Consider the following 18,105-nt stretch of genomic DNA (forward strand, 5'->3'; position numbering starts at 1 on the left):
GGGGTGTGCCGCACAGCATGCGAACACCGGCGCATTTACGTCAACACCCCGGACGAATAATCCTCGTTGACCGGCCCACTCAGGGCACTGCCCATCAGGCCTTATGAACGCTTCGTTGCGTTTTTCTGTCGGAGTGTTGACGAAATAATCCGGCCTCCCTACGTTGACCGGCATGCAGATGCCCAGCGGAGTGCACGCACTGGTCAGGCGTACCCATGAGGAACGCGTCCTGCGTGCGCTGCAGGAGAACGGCGCCATGAGCCGCGGTGAGATAGCCCGGGTCGTGGGCCTGTCCCGTACCACCCTGTCCGAGATCACGGGAAGCCTCCTGCAGCGAGGCGCCATCGTGGTCGTGGACACCGACGCCTCCCGGCGCGAGGGGAGTGGCCGGCCGGCCGAGCGGCTGGCGCTCGACCCCGCGTCGGCGCAGTTCATGGGTGTCGACTTCGGCCACCGGCGCGTCCATGTCGCCGTGGCCGACGCCTCGCACGAGATCATGGCCTCGGGGGCGGCCCGCTACGACGACACGGCGTCCTGGCGGGTGCGGACCGGGCTCGCCCTGGACCTGGTCGAGCGGCTGAGCGCCGAGGCCGGTGTCCACTACGGGGCGCTGCAGGGCATCGGCATCGGCGTGCCGGGACCCTACCCGGCCCCGGAGGCGGCGGCCCCGCCCCGCACCACCCCCTTGGGGACGGCGCTCCGCCCGGCCCCGGAGGGGGTCGACGTCGCCTTCGCCGAACGCTTCGACGCGCCGGTGATCGTCGACAACAACACCCGCCTGGCCGCCCTCGCCGAGGCGATCAGCGGCACCGAGAGCGTCGCCGACCTGGTCTACGTACGGCTGTCGGACGGCGTCGGCGGCGGTCTCGTCGTCGGCGGGCACCTGGTGACCGGCTCGGCCGGACTGGCCGGCGAGCTCGGGCACGTCACCGTCGAACCGGCGGGCCGGCCCTGCCGGTGCGGCAAGCGAGGCTGTCTGGAGACGGTGGCCTCGGTCCCCGCGATCCTCGCGGCCTGCTGGGAGTTCAGTCTGCCCCTGGAGAACCTGCGGGACCTGGCGGACGCCGCGGCCCGTGCGCACCCCGTCGTCGACCGGGTGCTGCGCGAGGCGGCCGGGGCCCTGGGACGCGTCGTCGGAGCGGCGACCATGACCCTCAACCCGGCGAAGGTCGTCATCGGCGGCGAGATCACACAGCTGGCCCCGGTCATCGTGGAGCAGGTCGCCGCCACGCTCGCCGCCGACCTCTTCCCGACCGCGTCGGCCGGTCCCGTCGTCGAGGCCGCGCGGCTCTCGGACGACGACGGGGCGATCGGCGCCCTCGCCGCCGTCTTCCACAACTCCCCGCTGCTGGCGAGGTATCCCGAAACCGCCGACGTGAAGGGCGACACCGATGCCCGCGTTTCCACCACCGAAGGAGCCGCCCATGTCCGTTCTTGAGAAGCGGGACGCCGGAACATCCGAGAAGTCGCCCCCGGCCCCGGACGACGCCGGCGCCACGAACGCCACGAAGACCGCGGCGGAGTCTTCGCGGACGGGCCGGCGCGGGCTCCCCCTGATCCTCAACGCCGTGTCCGTCGCGCTCGGCATCGCACTGTGGTGGGCCGCGGCGGCCGCCGGCTTCAAACTGCCGACACCGCCGGAGGTCGTCTCCCGGGCCGGGACGCTGATCGCGGACGGGACCCTCGGCGAGGACGTCCTCGCCAGCCTGACCCGCGTCCTCATCGGCTTCGCCCTCGGCACCGCCGTGGCCGTCCCGGTCGGCTTCCTCATGGGCTGGTACGGCATCGCGCGCGGCCTGATGGAACCCTGGATCCAGTTCTTCCGCACCGTCCCACCGCTGGCGATCATCCCGCTGGCCGTGGTCGTCATGGGCATCGACGAGACCCCGAAAATCTTCGTCATCTTCCTCGCCGCGTTCCTGGCGTGCGTGATCTCCACCTTCCAGGGCGTGGTGAACGTCGACCGCACCCTGATCAACGCGGCCCGGGTGCTGGGAGCCGGGGACGCGGTCATCTTCGCCCGCGTGGTGGTGCCCGCCTCCACCCCCTTCATCCTCGTCGGCATGCGGGTCGGCCTCGGCTCGGCCTGGGCCACCCTGGTCGCCGCGGAGCTCATCGCCGCCCAGGAGGGCCTCGGCTACCGCATGCAGAACGCCCAGCTCTACTACGATCTGCCGACCATCTTCGTCGGGCTGATCTCGATCGGGATCCTCGGTCTGCTCATGGACCGCATCCTGCTCCTCGCAGAACGCAAGCTCACCGGATGGCAGGAACGCCGATGACCAGCAAGCCGGCCAAGATATCCGTCCAGGGCGTCACCAAGACGTTCGCCCTCGGCCGCGACACCTTCACCGCCCTCGACGACGTCTGGCTCGACATCGCGGACCACGAGTTCGTCACCGTCGTCGGCCCGTCGGGCTGCGGCAAGAGCACCCTCATGAACATCCTCGCCGGGCTGGAGACACCCACGGCGGGCCGCGCCCTCGTGGACGGCGTGCCCGTCTCGGGGCCGGGACCCGAACGAGGAGTGATCTTCCAGCAGTACGCCCTCTTCCCCTGGCTGACCGTACGCCAGAACGTCGAGTTCGGTCTGCGCACCACGGGCGTGCCCAAGGCCGAACGCCGCAGCCGGGCCGAGCACTTCATCGAGCTGGTGGGACTCGAACGCTTCGCCGACGCGCTCCCCAAGACCCTGTCCGGCGGCATGCGCCAGCGCTGCGCCATCGCCCGCGCCTACGCCGTCGACCCCTCCATCCTCCTGATGGACGAACCGTTCGGCGCCCTCGACGCACTGACCCGGGTCAAACTCCAGGAACAGCTGCTGAAGACCTGGAGCCAGGACAAGCGCACGGTGCTGTTCATCACCCACGACGTCGACGAGGCCGTGTTCCTGGCCAACCGGGTGATCGTCATGGCGGCCCGCCCCGGGCGCGTCTACGACGTCGTCGAGGTCGACCCCGCCATCGAGCGAAACGAAACGTTCCGCCTCAGCCCCGAGTTCGCCGCGCTGCGCAACCGCGTGTGGCACTCCGTCTACCACCAGGAAGGCCGCACCGCCCCCGCGGCCGCCGGCTCCGCGACGAACTGACCCGGAAGGAACCACCCCTCATGCGACTCTCCCGCACACGCAGACACGTCACCGTCTCCCTCGCCGGTGTGGCCGCGACGGCCCTGCTCGCCGCCTGCGGCAGCGGCGACTCCTCCGGCGGCTCCGGTGAGACGGTGCGCTTCGGCTACATCAACGACTTCAACGGCGCCAGCCTCATCGCCATCGCCGACGCCAAGGGCCTGTGGAAGAAGCACGGACTCAAGGCGGACGCCAAGGTCTTCACCAACGGCCCCCTGCAGATCCAGGCACTCGGCACGGACAACCTCGACTTCGGCTACATAGGCCCCGGCGCGATGTGGCTTCCCGCCTCCGGCCAGGCCAAGATCGTCGCGATCAACACCCTCGGCAACTCCGACCGGGTCCTCGCCCAGCCGGGCATCACCTCGATGCAGGAGCTCAAGGGCAAGACCGTGGCCGTCCCCGAAGGCACCTCCGGCGACATGATCCTCTCGCTCGCCCTGAAGAAGGCGGGCATGACCAAGGACGACCTGAAGCTCGTCCCCATGGACCCGTCGACCATCGTCTCCGCCGTCTCCTCCCAGCAGGTCGACGGCGCGGGCTTCTGGTACCCCGCGGCCGCCACGATCAAGAAGCAGATCCCGGACCTGGTCGAACTCGCCAAGAACACCGACTTCGAGGACGAGGTCTCCTTCCCCACCGCCTTCGTGGCCGGCAACAAGCTGGTGGCCGACGACCCGGAGAAGGCCGAGAAGGTCCTCGCCGTCCTGCGCGAGGCCATGAAGTTCCGGAGCGAGCACACCGACGAGGCCATCGGCCTCACCGCCGAGATGCTGAAGATCCCGGCCGACCAGGTGAAGGCCGACGCCGCCAACAACAAGGTGCTCAGCGTCGAGGAACTCGACAAGCTCACCGAGGACGGCACCGTGAACAAGTGGCTGAAGGGCATGAACGACTACTTCGTCGAGGCGGGCAAGCTCAAGCAGCCCGTCGACCCCGAGAAGTACTACACCGGCGACCTCTTCATCGGAGCAGGCAAGTGACCCAGTCCGGCACGTCCAGGAAGAACATCCTCTTCCTCATGACCGACCAGCACCGGGCCGACACCCTGGGCACGTACGGCAACCCGCTGGCGCACACCCCGGTCCTCGACGAACTCGCCGCCACCGGCACCCGGTTCGACCGCTGGTACACCCCCACCGCGATCTGCACCCCGGCCCGGGCCAGCCTGCTGACCGGCCAGGCCCCCTTCCGGCACAAGCTGCTCGCCAACCACGAGCGCAACGTCGGCTACCTGGAGGACCTGGCCGAGGACCAGTTCACCTTCTCCCACGCCCTGCGGGAGAACGGCTACAACTGCGGCCTCATCGGCAAGTGGCACGTCGGCACCCGGCGCACGGCCGCCGACTACGGCTTCGACGGCCCCGAACTGCCCGGCTGGCACAACCCGGTGGACCACCCGGACTACCTCGCCCACCTCGACGAGCACGGACTGCCGCCGTACGAGATCAGCGACCGCATCCGCGGCACCCTGCCCAACGGCGGCCCCGGCAACCTCCTCGCCGCCCGGCTGCACCAGCCCGTCGAGGCCACCTTCGAGCACTACCTGGCCACCCGCGCCATCGAGAAACTGGAGAAGTACGCGGCGGACTCCCGCGAACGCGAACAGCCGTTCTTCCTCGCCCTGCACTTCTTCGGACCGCACCTGCCGTACATCCTCCCCGACGAGTACTTCGACCTGGTGGACCCGGCCGACGTGGAACTCCCGCGGTCCATCGCCGAGACCTTCCACGGCAAACCCCCGGTCCAGCGCAACTACAGCGCGCACTGGACCTTCGACACCATGCCGATCGAGACCACCCGCAAACTCATCGCCGTCTACTGGGGCTATGTGGCGCTGATCGACCGGCAGATCGGCCGGGTCATGGAGGCCATGGAGCGCCTCGGACTGACCGACGACACCGCTGTCTTCTTCACCTGCGACCACGGGGAGTTCACCGGCTCGCACCGGCTGCACGACAAGGGCCCGGCGATGTACGAGGACATCTACCGCACACCCGGCCTGCTGCGCGTCCCAGGCGCACCCGGCGGCGTCGTGCGCGACGAGTTCGTCAGCCTGCTCGACTGCACGGCGACCATCCTCGAACTGGCCGGCATCGACCCCAAGCCCGCGGTCGACTCACGCAGCCTGCTGCCCCTGGTGCACGGCGAGGAGACGGACTGGGACGAGGACATCGTCTGCGAGTTCCACGGCCACCACTTCCCGTACCCGCAGCGCATGCTGCGCGAGGACCGCTACAAACTCGTCGTCAACCCCGACTCGGTCAACGAGCTCTACGACCTGCACAACGATCCGGACGAACTCCAGAACGTCCACGACCACCCCGACATGGCCGAGATCCGCTCCCGGATGACCCGCCGCCTGTACGACGTGCTGCGGGAGCGCGGCGACAAGTTCTACCACTGGATGACCTCGATGTACGACGTCGGCGAGGTGGGCCACGACCCCACCCTGAGCGGACTCGACGAATCCACCTACCGGCCCTGACCGGGCCCGTCACCTGGACTCCCCATGACGCGTCAACACGCCTCCTGCTGTACCCCGGCCGGCACCCCGGTCACCCTCACCGCGCCGGCCGCCCCGGCGGCCGGCGCGGTGAGGGAACGCTCGACCCGCGGGCAGGTCCGCCTGCCCGCGGGCGAGTTCGCCATGGGCGACGCCTTCGACGAGGGCTACCGCGCCGACGGCGAGACCCCCGTCCACGCGGTACGCCTGTCGCCCTTCCACATCGACGAGACCGCCGTCACCAACGCGCAGTTCGCCACCTTCGTCAAGGCCACCGGCCATGTCACCGACGCCGAACGCTACGGCTCCTCGGCGGTCTTCCACCTCGTGGTCGACGCCGACCCGTCCGACGTCCTCGGCGCCGCGGCCGGAACGCCCTGGTGGATCAATGTCAGGGGCGCCCACTGGCGCCGCCCCGAAGGCGGCCGGTCCGACATCACCGGCCGGCAGAACCACCCGGTCGTCCACGTCTCGTGGAACGACGCGAACGCCTACGCACGGTGGGCGGGCAAGCGCCTGCCCACCGAGGCCGAGTGGGAGTACGCGGCCCGCGGCGGCCTGGAGGGACGCCGCTACGCCTGGGGCGACGACCTCACCCCCGACGGCCACTGGCGCTGCAACATCTGGCAGGGCCGCTTCCCGCACACCAACACGGCCGAGGACGGCCACCTCACCACCGCGCCGGTGAAGTCCTACCGCCCCAACGGCTTCGGCCTGTGGAACACCGCCGGCAACGTGTGGGAATGGTGCTCCGACTGGTTCTCACCCACCTACTACGCCCACTCCGCGCCCCAGGACCCGCCCGGCCCCGACACCGGGACCGCACGGGTCCTGCGCGGCGGCTCCTACCTCTGCCACGACTCCTACTGCAACCGCTACCGGGTTGCGGCCCGCTCGTCCAACACCCCGGAGTCGTCCTCGGCCAACCTCGGCTTCCGCTGCGCCAACGACACCTCCGGGGGTCCGGCCGATGTCGCGAAGGGCTCCCGTGCTCCCGCGCCGTGAGGAGCCCGGGCCGCCCCGGCTCATGCCAGTACCGGCATGATCTCCTCGTGGATGAGGCGCAGTTGGTCGTCCGCGTCCGCCACGTCCGCCAGATCCCGGCCGGTGAAGGCCCGCACCAGCCGCCGGTCGGTGACGGCGCAGATGACGTGGTTCACACCGCTGGGCGCGATCTGGGTACGGATCTTCTCCGCGCACTCGGCCGGGGTGCCCGCGACGGACAGCCGCTCGGCGACCTCGGGCGTGGTGAGTTCGATGCCCCGTGCCAGATCGCCGGCGCCGATCGCCTCGATCACCGGTTTCAGCTCGGCGGGATCGACGCCGTTGCGGCGCAGTTGCTCCTCGGGCATGGAGGAGGCGTAGATGCCCACCATGCTGCGGGCCGCCTCCTTCGCCGCCCGGGAGTCGGGTCCGGTGGCGAACACCACCCAGGCGCCGATGTCGAGGGAGCGCCAGTCCTTGCCCGCCCGCTCCGCGCCGGCCTTGATGTGGCGGACCGCGTACTCGTAGGCCTCCGCGGTGTAGCTCAGCGCGTGGTGGCATCCGTCGGACAGTTCACCGGCCGCCTCGAAGGACTTGGGTCCCCGCATCGCCCCGAGCTTCAGGGGGACGTGCCTCTGGACCGGGCGGGCGAAGGTGAACAGCCCGTCGTAGGAGTAGAAGTCGCCGCGGTGGGTGATGGTGCCCTCGTCCAGCAGCGTCCGCACCACATGCAGCGCCTCCTTGACGCGGGACAGCGGCCGGGTACGGGTCCAGTCGATGCCGTACTGCGCCAGGAGGCCGAAGTTGCCGCTGGACAGCACGGCCTCGGCACGGCCGTCGGAGAGTTCGTCGAGTGTGGCCAGGGCCTGCGCGATCAGTGTGGGCTCGCGCAGGGTGACGGGCGAGACGCTGGGGCCCAGGCGGATGGTGCGGGTCCGGCCGGCGGCCGCGGCGAACAGCAGCCACAGGTCCTTGTGCCAGGTCTCGTCGGCGGCGTAACAGGCGTAGAAGCCCAGTTCGTCGGCGAGTTCGATGGACGCCAGCGAATCCCGCAGCGGGTAGTCGGGTAACAGGGCGTAGCTGAATCTCATGGGCGTGTCCTCTCCGGCCTCGGCCGATCGGTCACCGACCCGACCAGTGTTCAGGCCGGTCCGGCCACCGGCCAGGGTGCGCACAGGCCACTTCCCACTTTCGGCGAACAAGGTTCACGCCCGCTTCACACCCGGCGCGGCGGGTGTGACGCGAGCCCGAGCCGTATGCACGAGCTTGCCGCATCTATCGAATCTCGATAGTTTCCCATCGTGATTCGATCGAAGCGTTCGCCTTCGACGGCCTGAAGGAGCACAGCCATGCCCACAACAGCCCCCACCCCCCACCGCCCCGGAGACCCGGTCGAAACGGATGTGCTGGTGGTCGGTGCCGGACTGGCCGGCCTCCACGTCGCCACACTGCTCGCCCGTCAGGGCCACGACGTGCTCCTGGCCGAACGGCGGACCGCCCTCGGCGGCGCGATCCGCACCACCGGGATCTTCGTGCGGAAGACGCTCGACGACTTTCCGCTGCCCGATGAGCACCTCGGACCGCCGATCCGGCGCGTGGTGCTGTATCCGCCCGGCCTGCGCCGCCCCGTCAGCCTGGTCAGCGACCGTGACGAGTTCCGGGTGGGGGACATGGCGCCGCTGTACGAGGCGGCGGCCGCCGCCGCGGTCGACGCCGGCGTGCGGCTGGCGCTGGGCACCCGCTACGCCGGCCGGCAGGACGGCACCTTCCGCCTGGTGGGCCGCGACGGGCCGGCCGCGGTCCGGGCACGCTTCGTCGTCGGCGCCGACGGAGCACGTTCGAGCGTCGCCCGCGACCTCGGCCTCGACCGCAACCACCGGCTGCTGATCGGGGCCGAGGAGGTCTTCGAGGTGCCCGCGAGCGGTGAACCCCCGACCTTCCACTGCGTCCTCGACCCCTCGCTCGCCCCCGGGTACCTGGCCTGGGTGGTCAACGACGGGCAACACGCCCATGTCGGGGTCGCGGGCTATGCCGACCGCTTCCCCGAGGGCCTGCGCCGCACCATGGAACGGTTCAGCGCCTCGGCTCCCGGACTGGACGGCGTGCGGCGGCCCGAGTCGGTGGAGCGGCGCGGCGGCCCGATACCCGTCGGCGGAGTACTACGGCGCATCGCCTGTGGTGACGGACTGCTCGTGGGCGACGCGGCGGGCGCGGTCTCCCCGCTCACCGCCGGCGGCCTGGACCCGTGCCTGCGACTGTCGGAGCTGGCCGCCTCCGTCCTCGACGACGCGCTGCGGTCGGGGCGGCCGGAGGCGCTGGCCCACTACAGCGGAGCCGCCCTGCGCGCGCGGTTCCGGGGCCGTCTCACCCTGCGCAGGGGCCTGGCGCACATACGGACACCGGCCGCGTCCACCGCGGCGTTCGCCCTGCTGCGCACACCGTTCGGCCGGGCCGCGGCCGGCCGTGTCCTCTTCGGCGACCGGTCCTTCCCCGGCCCGTCGCCCACCGGTCAGAGGCCGGCGAGCAGACCGTCGAGCGGAGCGGGTACGCGCTCGGGGCGGAGGGCCTCGACGAGAACACGACCGTAGTGGATCTTGCGGCCCTTCTTCGTGCCGAGGAAACGCCGCAACCGCTGCTGCGGGGTGCGGTCCCGCTGGGCGGGCTGGCTCAGGAAGGTCCGCAGGGGGCGCAGGTCGCCCTCCGCCCGGACCAGTTCCTCCACCCGCGTCACCCCCAGCGCGCGGATGAGTTCGTCCTCCAGGTCCGCGGCACAGACGAAGAACTCCCGCCGTGCGACACCGGCCCGCTCCAGCCCGCGGGCGTAGTAACCGCGTTCGCCCTCGTCGCACAGGCCCGTGAGGCGCAGGCCCAGGCCGGGCGGCCCGAGCAGGCGGGCGAAGCGCCCGATGTTCATCGCGCCTCCCATCGGCAGGACGCAGATCCCCTCGGCCGCCAGGTCCCGGCCGCGGCCCGCGGCCAGCGCGTCGACCGCCGCGGCGTCGCTCAGCCCTTCGAGCAGGACCGCCGTCCGGACGTCGAGCCGCGCCGCCAGCTCGTGCGCGGGGCCGCCCGGGCCACCGGCCGCCCACGCGGTGACCGCGTCCCGGAACAACTCCATGTCAGCCATGGGACGAGTCTCCGCCTTCCCCGGGCGCCGGCGGTAGGGGATTTCCGCCGGCGGCCAGCGGGGCGGACGGCACCGGCGGGCGCCGGTGCCGTCCGCCGGTGCCGGCTACGGGGTCACGCAGCCGATCGTGCCCACCGGGAAGTCATTGCCCGACGACGTGGCCGTGAAGCCGAACGTCACGCTTCCGTCGGGGTTGACCACACGGTTGTGATCGACGTTCCGTACCGTCACCGTGCCGTCGGATCCCTTGGTCAGGGAGCCGTTCCACGCACTGCCGATCGTGGTCCCGGCGCCGGGCTTCCACTGCACGGCCCAGCCGTCGAGCGGTGACGTGCCGTGGTTCATCACCTCGACGGAGCCCTGGAAGCCGCCGTTCCAGGAGTTCACCACGTTGTAGACGGCCATGCAGGAACCGGTGTGCGGATCCGTCGGATCCGGGTCCGGGTCCGTCGGGTCCGGGTCCGGGGTGCCGCCGTCGTCACCGATGCCGGTCACCTCGCCGTTGCCGCCGTCGAAGACGACGTCGGAGCAGGAGAAGAAGTTCTCCTGGCTGTCCGAACGCACCCACTGCATGAAGATCAGCGCGTCGCCGGAGCGCCCGGACGGCAGCTTCAGATCCCAGTAGTAGTGGCCGCCGTTGGCACCCGGTGAGCCCTGCTGGGGCGGGTTGGTGACGGTCTGGATGAGCTCCAGGTCGTCCCAGCCCAGCTGCGACGTGGGCGACCAGCCGGGCTTGGTGAGGTAGACCCGGAAGTCACCGGGATGGGCCGCCCAGTTGCTGTACTGCACCTTGACCGTCGCTCCGGACGTCAGGTGCGTCCGGGGCCAGTCGGAACGGGCCGCGTTGTAGGCGGAGAAGTCGTACGGGGAGCGGTCACCGGCGCTGCAGAGCGTGCCGTCCGGGACATAACCGGCGCCCCGTCCGCCCGCCTTGGAGTCGAGGACGGCGAACCAGTTGTACAGCGCCGTGGCGCCGCTCCGGTCCAGCGCGTCCTGGCACGCCGGGTTGCTCGGGTCCAGTGCGCCGGTGCCGGTGATGGCGTCCAGCTGACAGAGGTAGGTGCGCGATCCGGGCATCATCGCCACGCCGTGCGCCCGCGCGTCGTCCTGCCAGAGGAAGCTCAGGCCGAGCCCTCCGAGGAGGGTGGCCAGTACTGCTGCCAAGGAGACGAATCTCCGTCGTAAGAGCATGGGGATCTCCTGTGCCGGTAGTGGATGGGTCGGGGAGTGGCGGGAAGTGGAATCCCCGCCCGTCGGGGAGGGGCGTCGACCGGACGGGCGGGGGGTTCGGGGGGCGGGACCCGGAGCCCGCCCTGCCGGCGCAGGGAGGAAGAGCGGGCCCCGGGCCCGGGGGACACGGCGGGCGCGCGGCCCGCCGGCCGGGTCAGGCGGCCGCGCAGGCGGTGCCGTTCAGGCTGAATCCGCCCGGCCGGGCGAAGGAGCCGCTGTAGGTTCCCTGGAAGCCGAAGGTCTGGCTCCCGCCGGGCGCGATCCGCGCGTTGCCGCCGAGCCCGCTCGCCGTGACCGCGCCCGAGGAGGGACTGACCGACGCGTTCCAGGCGTTGGTGACGCGCTGCCCGGAGGGCAGGGTGAAGGCGAGCTTCCACCCCTCGACGGCGGACGGACCGGTGTTCCGCACGGTGACGTCGGCGGTGAAGCCGCCCTGCCAGACGTTCGTGGCGTACGACACGGTGCACGCCGCCGGGCCGCCGGGTTCCCCCGAGTTGCCGCCGCCGGTGTTCACGGTGGAGGAGAAGGAGTTCACCGCGAGCCCGGCGCCGTTCTGCCAGGGCTCGAAGCCGGCCTGGACGCTCGTCAGGTACCAGTCGTTCCGCGCCATCCCGCGCGCGACGGTCTCCTCGACGAAGTCCATCACGTCGAAGCTCCAGCTGCTGATCGCCGACGGCGCGACGAACGACAGCACGTCGTTGGAGCCGTTCCCGCCCGACCACACCTGCCAGGTGCGCCCGGCCACGGTGGCCGTGCCGACCTGGGAGCCGATCGGCTGGATCGGGCCCACCTTGTTCAGCCAGATCATGATCTCGGTCCGGTTCACGCCGTCGGTCCGGGGCGTCGGATCCAGCCAGATGTCGTACGAGGCGTTGTACACGGCGTCGCCGACATAGCCGTACGAGATGCTGCTGGGCGCGCTGGAGATGCCGCTGATCCGCGCGGGGAGGGCGGTTCCCGGCGAACAGTTGGTGTAGTGGCAGCCGTTGAAGACCGACGGGTACGACTTCGGGGCGCCGTTGGTGGGCACCGAGCCGTCGGCCTGGGCGACGCGGAAACCGGTGTCCGTGGCGGTGACGCACTGGGTGGCGCTGGTGCCCCAGCGGTTGTTCTGGACGACGTAGCGCCCCTGGATGACGGCCGATCCGAACTGTTCGCAGATCGTGGTGTCGGCCTGGGCCGGTGCCGTTCCGGTCACCAGCGCCGCGACCACGGCGAGAGCGGTGAGGAGCGTCGCGAACAGGCCGCGCAGGGCCCGGGTGTGGTGCGGTAACCGTCGCATGCGGGGGCCTCTCCAAGAGGGTGCGGGGGCGACCGGGAGGGAGCGCTCCCCTCTCCCCATTGATGGGAGCGCTCCCATTTGTGTTTCGGAACGGGACTGTAGGAGCTACCCATGTCCCTGACAAGGCTGTGCGCGGGAAACTGTCGAATTAAATTCGAAGCCGCAGGTCAGAGAGGTGATCCACAAAGTCCGTCCGCCTCGGGAGCGCTCCCGAAACATTCGATGACGCCATGACCCGCGAGGCGGCCGAAGGGAGGGCGGGTCAGGCGGAGTCGCGCGGCACCAGTTCCGTACGGAGGATGACGTGCCGCCAGGCCACTTCCGGCTCCTCCATCTCCTCCAGGAGCAGCCGCACCATCGTCCGGCCGATCTCCTCCAGCGGCTGGCGCACCGTCGTCAGCTTCGGATCGGTGTGCTGGGCGAGCGGGAAGTCGTCGAACCCGATCACCGCGACGTCCTCCGGCACCCGGCGTCCCGCCGCGCGCAGGGCGTCGAGCGCGCCCGCGGCCATGGTGTCCGACGCGGCGAACACACCGTCGATCTCCGGGGCGCGCTCGATGAGTTCGGCCATCGCCCGGCGTCCGCTGTCCGCCGAGAAGTCCCCCTCGACGGTCCAGGCCGCCCTGCTCTCGGCGCCCGCCCGCTCCAGTGCCTCGTGGTAACCGCGCAGCCGGCACTGGGCCACGTACATGTCGAGCGGTCCGGTGATGGTCGCGATCGAGCGGCGTCCGAGACCCAGCAGGTGCGCCACCGCGCCGCGGGCGCCACCGGTGTTGTCCGCGTCGACGTAGGTCACGCTCTCCTCGCTCGAGCGCCGCCCCAACAGGACGGTGGGCAGCCCCACGTCGGCCAGCATGTCGGGCAACGCGTCCTCGGCGTGCACGGACATCAGCATCACGCCGTCGACCCGGCCGCCGCGCGCGTACTCCACGAGGCGCTGCCGTTCGGCGTCCGTACGGACCAGGGTGAGCAGCAGCTGCACCTTGGTGTCGGTCAGCGCGTCGCCGACGGAGCGGACGATCTCCGAGAAGAACGGCTCACCGAACTGCCGCCAGTCCGGCTCCGTCATGACCAGCGCGACGGCGTCGGCACGCCGGCCCGCCAGCGAACGGGCCGCCAGATTGGGGACGTACCCCAGCTCGGCGATGGCGCGCTGCACGGCACGGCGCGTCGAATCCTTCACGCCCGCCGCGTCGTTGATGACGCGGGAGACGGTGCCCCGCCCCACACCGGCGAGCGCGGCCACCTCCTCCAGCGTCGGTGTACCGGGACGCTGCCTGCGCATGACCACCCCCACGAGATCCCTAGATCTTACGGCCACCGGGTGACGGAACGGCCGTTCCCGGCCCACGCTTCACACCTGGACGGCGACCGGTTCCGGACAGCGGCACCCGCCTCCCGGCCGGCCGGGGGAGAGGAGCGGGCATCACCGGATCCGGTACCGCTCCGGCTTCCTACGGCACGGACGGAGAGGAGAGCCGCTCGCGGACCCACGCGGGATCAGGGTTGACGTGCGGCCGGCCACCGACGACGACCGTCGGCACGGTCTCGTCGCCGTCGTTGGCCGCCCTCACCACCGCCGCTCCGTCCGGGTCACGCCAGATGTTCACCCAGTGCACCTGCCCGGCGGCCCGGCCCAGCCGGATACGCAGCCGCAGGCAGTACGTGCAGCCGGGCCGCCAGAAGGCGACCGGCCGGCCGTCGGCCGCGCTGCGGCGTCGTGCCTCCGCAGCGCCGACCGACCTCGGGAAGACGAGGGGCGAGTTCATGCCCGCGAACGCCACCAGTACCAGCAGAAGCGCCGCGGCCGCACCGGGACGGCCGGCGAGGACCAGCCCGGCCGCGGCGACGGAGCCGCAGAGCACCAACAGCATCGGAAGGACCCAGACGCGCATCATGAGGACGCAGGCTATCGGGCGCCCGCGGACACCACCGCCGCGCCCCGCGCTCCCCGGCCGGCCGCCCGCCACGACGCCGGCACGGGGTGCGGCGGAAGCCGCCGTCCGCCGGACCGGGAGGGCGGCCACGGACCCGCCCCCGCCGGCGGAGGCGGTACGTCAGGACGGCGTACGGCGTGCTCCCGGCGCCGGTGCTCCGCCCACCCGCAGGAGCGGCCAGTCCGCGAGGTCCCGCAGAAGCTGACGGTCGTGGGTCGCGACGACGACGCCGGCACCGGTGTCGCGGAGCGCCCCGGTCAGCTCGTCGACCAGCGGCGCCGACAGGTGGTTGGTCGGCTCGTCGAGCAGGATCAGCGTGGGCCGCCCGGACAACGCCAGCGCCAGGCCGAGACGCCGCTGCTGCCCCTGGGACAGCCGCCCGACCGGCGTGCCCGTCGCGTCGGAGTCCAGCAGCCCGAGGGAGCCCAGCGGGACGGCGTCGCCGTCCCGGAGCACCCTGCCGGCCACCAGCCGCCCGACGTGCCGGTCGTACACCTCGCGGGCGGTGAGCCGGGGATCCTGCCGGGCGGTCTCCTGGGTGACCCGGACCACCCGCGCCCCGCCCGCCGTCCACACGTGCCCGTCGGTGGGCCGGAGGGCGCCGGCCAGCACCGCGAGCAGCGTGGACTTCCCGGCGCCGTTGGGCCCGGTGACGAGCAGCCGTTCGCCGCCGTCGAGGGCGAGGTCGACGGGAGGGGCCAGCCGCCCGTCCACGGCGACACCGTGCGCCCGCAGCTGCGGCGCGCCCGGCCGGACGTCCAGCCGGGGCCACCGCAGGACGGGCGGCGGCTCCGGCACGTCGATCCGGTGCGCGTCCAGTGCCTCCTGCTGCCGGTTCAGGGCCTGTACGACGCCCGGCACGCGGGACTGGCGCTGGTGCCTGCCGGTTCCCTTCTCCGGCCGCCAGCCGGTGGAGAGCCGGTCGCGGGCCCGCGACACCGCGTCCTGCAGCCGCCGGTGCTCGCTCTGCTGCCGCTCGTGGTCCTGCTCCCAGCGTTCCCGCTCACGGCGCCGGGCCTCCTGCCACGCGTCGTAGCCGCCGGCGTACAGGCGCGGCCTCCCGTCGCGGGTGGGGTCGAGGTCGAGGAACCGGTCCGCGACGTCGCGCAGCAGCGCCCGGTCGTGGCTGACGACGGCGAGACCGCCGTCGTGTTCGCGGAGCCTGCGGGTCAGGAAGTCCAGGCCGTCGGAGTCGAGGTGGTTGGTCGGCTCGTCGAGCAGCAGGACGTCGTGCCGCGCGCCGAGCAGGCATGCCAGCCGGACGCGGTAGCGCTGTCCGACCGACAGGGCCGACAGCGGCCGCTCCCGGTCGGCGCAGGCACCGAGGGCCGCCAGGGCGACGTCGACGCGGCGTTCGGCGTCCCAGGCGTCGAGGCGGGTGGCGGCGTCGAGCGCGGCGGTGTAGCGGTCGTCGGCGGCGGGGTCGCCCCCGGCCAGGGCGAGGGCCGCCTCGTCCAGCGCGGCGAGGGCCGCCAGGGACGGGGCCAGCGCCGCCGACGTGAGGGTGCCGACGGTCTCACCGTCGCGCGCGGACAGCTCCTGGCGGGCCAGACCGAGCGTGCCCGCCCGGTGCACGGTGCCCTCGTCGGGTGCGACCAGTCCGGCGAGGACGTGCAGCAGGGTCGTCTTGCCACGGCCGTTCTCGCCGACGACGGCGATCCGTGACCGGGCGGAGACGGTGACCGAGACGTCGTACAGGACGCGCCGGGAGCCGCGGGTGACGGTGATGCCGTCGGCACGGACATGGGCACGGCCGCCCGCCTCGACGGGCAGGGACAGGGCTTCGGGGGTCGGGGTGGGGTTCAACGGACGCTCCGCGGCTCGCAGTGGAGCCGGGCAGCACGAAAAAGCCGCCCGGCGGGACCGGAACGGCGTGCGCTGATTCAGGGAGAAGGCGCCGCCGTCAGCGGGCGGATCGAACCTTCTGCGACCAGATACCTCGTGCCATGCCGAGCACCCTAACAGGACCGGTGCCCCTGGTTCCCCCGGTTTTCGACGGGCACCCCTGCGGGACGCCGGGCACCCCTGCGGGATCATGACGGCCATGACACTCTTCCTCAGAACCCGTCCCGGCGGCGATCCGGCACGGACCCGTGCCGCGGCGGCCGTGGCCGCGCTGGTGACCGTCGGCGCGGGACTGGGCCTGCGGGCCGTGGCGACGGGGGACGTGGCCAAGTACGGCGGGGACGCCCTCTACACCCTCCTGATCTTCGCCCTGGTGATCCTGGCGGCGCCGCGGGTGACACCGCCGAGGGCCGCCGGGATCGCGCTCGCCGTCAGCTGGGGGATCGAGTTCCTGCAGCTCACCGGGGTGCCGGCGGAACTCTCCCGGCACAGCGTCGCGGCCCGTCTGGTCCTCGGTTCCACCTTCAACGCGCCGGACCTGTTCTGGTACGCGATCGGCGCGGGCGCCGGCTGGCTCCTCGCGCGGGGACGCGCGGCGCCGGCCGGGAAGCCGTGACCCACGGTGCACGGTGCCGGTTTCACCCGGCGGGGAGGTGATACCCGGCCCACCGACCTGTTCCCCCACGCGCAGGAGGACTCATGGCAACCGGCGAGACGGGCTTCAGTGATGTCGTGTACGACCTGATCTCCGTGCAGTACCACTCGCTGAAGGCGGGTCACGACTACGGCCGGTACGTCCGCGACGCGGAGAACGCGGACGAGAAGGAGATCGCCGACTTCTTCAGGGAGGTCGCGGAACAGGACGCGGAGCGCGCGGCCCGCTGCCACCGGTACCTGGCCCGGCTGTCCGGCACCGGGAAGGCCGGCCCCGCCGTCGGCTGACGGCGCGGGCACGTCACAGCCCTGCCCGGCCGGGTGTTCCGGCGTGCGGGCGGACACCACTCGGTGCACGCTGGTGCGATGGCGAGCGATCAGCCCATCGTGATCTACCCGCCCGGCGCGGACGGCGGCCGGCGCGTCCGTGACGGCGCGCGGTTCCTCGGGATGGCGTACGGGCTGCTGGACGTGGTGGAGTTCCTGCGCCTCGAAGGGCTGGAGGGCGTCGACGACGACTGGCTGCGCCGGTCCGCGACGGTCGAGTGGCGCGGTGGCGGCCCGGACGTGTGGAGCGCCCACGGCTGACCGGTACGCCGGGAACGCCACGACGCGGCGGAGCGGGAGGGACCGGGGCAGGCCGACGATGCCCGGGTGGGGCTCGCCGGGGCCGTGCGCGCGGTGCGCGGGGAGCCCGCCCGGGACGGAGAGAGCCCGTCACTCTTCGGGAAGTCCGACGCGCCGGAGCCCTGACAGGGCCTTGCGGTCCTGTCAGGGCGAAGCGGTCCGTCGGGAGGCGCGGGTCAGCGGGTGAAGGTGACCCGGTGCTCCTTCAGAGCGCCGCAGTTGGAGCCGAACACCTGCACGTACACGTTGTCGATGCCGCCGCCCCAGTCCACGCAGTGGCCCTTGCCGTGGACGTAGACCGGTCCCGCGTACGACGTGAACCGTCCGTCGTCCTGGGCACTCTCCTCGGTGTCGGGGACGTAGATCCATGCGGACATGTCAAGCCTGGTGCCGGGGTTGGTGCGGATGGTCGCGACGCAGTTCTGGCCGTTGGCCGAGTTGTACGTCAGGTAGACGGTGCCCAGTGAGCCGACGGCTGCCGAGTTCACTGTCTTGTAGCCGCTTCCGCAGACCTTCTGCGGTGTGGTGTTGGGCGCGGCCGAGGCCGGCGACGCCAGGGCGGTCGTGGCTCCCACCGACAGGGCGGCCAGTGCGGAGGCAGTCAGGACGGAACGGCTGAATCTCATATTTCCCCCTTGCGGCTCTTGGAGCGGTTGCTCCTGTCTGGTGTGACCCACGGACCGGGCAAAGGGTTGTGCCGTGTTCGACGGTGAACTCCCTTGCCCGGTCCACGGGTTCGCGGCGGGGATCGGGCAGCGGCGCCGCAGCGACGCGTCGGGCGGCGCG

18 protein-coding genes are annotated in these 18,105 nt (G+C 71.9%); 10 read left to right on the forward strand and 8 right to left on the reverse strand.

All coding sequences use genetic code 11. From position 1 onward, the window contains the following. Positions 1–172 precede the first annotated feature (172 nt). From IH50_RS0115630 to IH50_RS0115655, 6 genes are read left to right on the forward strand one after another with little or no spacing between them, the layout of a single operon-like run. A complete protein-coding gene (locus IH50_RS0115630) occupies positions 173–1,438 on the forward strand; it encodes an ROK family transcriptional regulator (RefSeq protein ID WP_030861683.1) in 1,266 nt (421 codons plus the stop codon). Beyond that, positions 1,425–2,282 carry an ABC transporter permease gene (locus IH50_RS0115635; RefSeq protein ID WP_030861684.1) on the forward strand — a complete coding sequence of 286 codons (858 nt, stop codon included), beginning with the start codon at positions 1,425–1,427 and terminating at the stop codon, positions 2,280–2,282. Before IH50_RS0115630 ends, IH50_RS0115635 begins: the two co-directional genes overlap by 14 nt. After that, complete coding sequence (locus IH50_RS0115640; protein WP_030861685.1) at positions 2,279–3,088, forward strand: ABC transporter ATP-binding protein; 810 nt, start codon at positions 2,279–2,281, stop codon at positions 3,086–3,088. Before IH50_RS0115635 ends, IH50_RS0115640 begins: the two co-directional genes overlap by 4 nt. A 20-nt stretch (positions 3,089–3,108) precedes the next feature. Next, a complete protein-coding gene (locus IH50_RS0115645; RefSeq protein WP_030861686.1) occupies positions 3,109–4,110 on the forward strand; it encodes an aliphatic sulfonate ABC transporter substrate-binding protein in 1,002 nt (333 codons plus the stop codon). After that, positions 4,107–5,615: a sulfatase-like hydrolase/transferase gene (locus IH50_RS0115650; protein ID WP_030861687.1), complete on the forward strand. Its 1,509-nt coding sequence runs from the start codon at positions 4,107–4,109 to the stop codon at positions 5,613–5,615. The genes IH50_RS0115645 and IH50_RS0115650 overlap by 4 nt, the downstream gene beginning before the upstream one ends. Before the next feature lie 24 nt (positions 5,616–5,639). Then, complete coding sequence (locus tag IH50_RS0115655; RefSeq protein ID WP_030861688.1) at positions 5,640–6,638, forward strand: formylglycine-generating enzyme family protein; 999 nt, start codon at positions 5,640–5,642, stop codon at positions 6,636–6,638. 20 nt (positions 6,639–6,658) lie between these two features. On the opposite strand, the gene IH50_RS0115660 is transcribed toward IH50_RS0115655, so the two are convergent. Beyond that, the gene (locus tag IH50_RS0115660) at positions 6,659–7,708 is read right to left on the reverse strand and encodes an LLM class flavin-dependent oxidoreductase (protein WP_030861689.1); all 1,050 of its coding nucleotides are present in this window, start codon (positions 7,706–7,708) and stop codon (positions 6,659–6,661) included. Positions 7,709–7,966: 258 nt separating this feature from the next. Between IH50_RS0115660 and IH50_RS0115665 the strand changes: the two genes are divergently transcribed. Beyond that, positions 7,967–9,205 (forward strand): NAD(P)/FAD-dependent oxidoreductase, encoded by a 1,239-nt coding sequence (locus IH50_RS0115665; RefSeq protein WP_078913981.1) that lies wholly within the window; start codon positions 7,967–7,969, stop codon positions 9,203–9,205. On the opposite strand, the gene IH50_RS0115670 is transcribed toward IH50_RS0115665, so the two are convergent. The 6 genes from IH50_RS0115670 to IH50_RS0115695 form a co-directional block, all read right to left on the reverse strand. Next, positions 9,127–9,744 carry a TOPRIM nucleotidyl transferase/hydrolase domain-containing protein gene (locus IH50_RS0115670; RefSeq protein ID WP_030861692.1) on the reverse strand — a complete coding sequence of 206 codons (618 nt, stop codon included), beginning with the start codon at positions 9,742–9,744 and terminating at the stop codon, positions 9,127–9,129. The genes IH50_RS0115665 and IH50_RS0115670 overlap by 79 nt on opposite strands. 105 nt (positions 9,745–9,849) lie before the next feature. Next, entirely contained in the window at positions 9,850–10,935 is a 1,086-nt protein-coding gene (locus IH50_RS0115675) for a lytic polysaccharide monooxygenase auxiliary activity family 9 protein (RefSeq protein ID WP_030861694.1), read from the reverse strand. 193 nt (positions 10,936–11,128) lie between these two features. After that, complete coding sequence (locus IH50_RS0115680) at positions 11,129–12,256, reverse strand: GH12 family glycosyl hydrolase domain-containing protein (protein ID WP_030861695.1); 1,128 nt, start codon at positions 12,254–12,256, stop codon at positions 11,129–11,131. A gap of 262 nt (positions 12,257–12,518) precedes the next feature. Continuing rightward, positions 12,519–13,541 (reverse strand): LacI family DNA-binding transcriptional regulator, encoded by a 1,023-nt coding sequence (locus IH50_RS0115685; protein WP_030861697.1) that lies wholly within the window; start codon positions 13,539–13,541, stop codon positions 12,519–12,521. A 169-nt stretch (positions 13,542–13,710) separates the two neighbouring features. Then, complete coding sequence (locus IH50_RS0115690; RefSeq protein WP_030861699.1) at positions 13,711–14,154, reverse strand: glutaredoxin domain-containing protein; 444 nt, start codon at positions 14,152–14,154, stop codon at positions 13,711–13,713. 159 nt (positions 14,155–14,313) lie between these two features. Next, positions 14,314–15,999 carry an ABC-F family ATP-binding cassette domain-containing protein gene (locus IH50_RS0115695; RefSeq protein WP_037872453.1) on the reverse strand — a complete coding sequence of 562 codons (1,686 nt, stop codon included), beginning with the start codon at positions 15,997–15,999 and terminating at the stop codon, positions 14,314–14,316. Between the two features lie 238 nt (positions 16,000–16,237). On the opposite strand from IH50_RS0115695, the gene IH50_RS0115700 reads away from it, so the two are divergent. The 3 genes from IH50_RS0115700 to IH50_RS0115710 all read left to right on the forward strand — a co-directional run bounded on the left by IH50_RS0115700 (position 16,238) and on the right by IH50_RS0115710 (position 17,280). Beyond that, positions 16,238–16,654, forward strand: coding sequence for a DUF2809 domain-containing protein (locus tag IH50_RS0115700; protein ID WP_030861702.1), 417 nt, complete (start codon positions 16,238–16,240; stop codon positions 16,652–16,654). A gap of 83 nt (positions 16,655–16,737) precedes the next feature. Further along, positions 16,738–16,980, forward strand: a complete 243-nt coding sequence (locus IH50_RS0115705; protein WP_030861705.1) for a hypothetical protein — start codon at positions 16,738–16,740, stop codon at positions 16,978–16,980. Between the two features lie 78 nt (positions 16,981–17,058). Then, complete coding sequence (locus IH50_RS0115710) at positions 17,059–17,280, forward strand: hypothetical protein (protein ID WP_030861707.1); 222 nt, start codon at positions 17,059–17,061, stop codon at positions 17,278–17,280. A gap of 215 nt (positions 17,281–17,495) precedes the next feature. On the opposite strand, the gene IH50_RS0115715 is transcribed toward IH50_RS0115710, so the two are convergent. Continuing rightward, on the reverse strand, positions 17,496–17,945 hold the full coding sequence (locus IH50_RS0115715; RefSeq protein WP_030861709.1) for a hypothetical protein: 450 nt from the start codon (positions 17,943–17,945) through the stop codon (positions 17,496–17,498). Positions 17,946–18,105: the final 160 nt, after the last annotated feature.

Source organism: Streptomyces sp. NRRL S-37 (genome assembly GCF_000721605.1).
Taxonomy (GTDB): domain Bacteria; phylum Actinomycetota; class Actinomycetes; order Streptomycetales; family Streptomycetaceae; genus Streptomyces.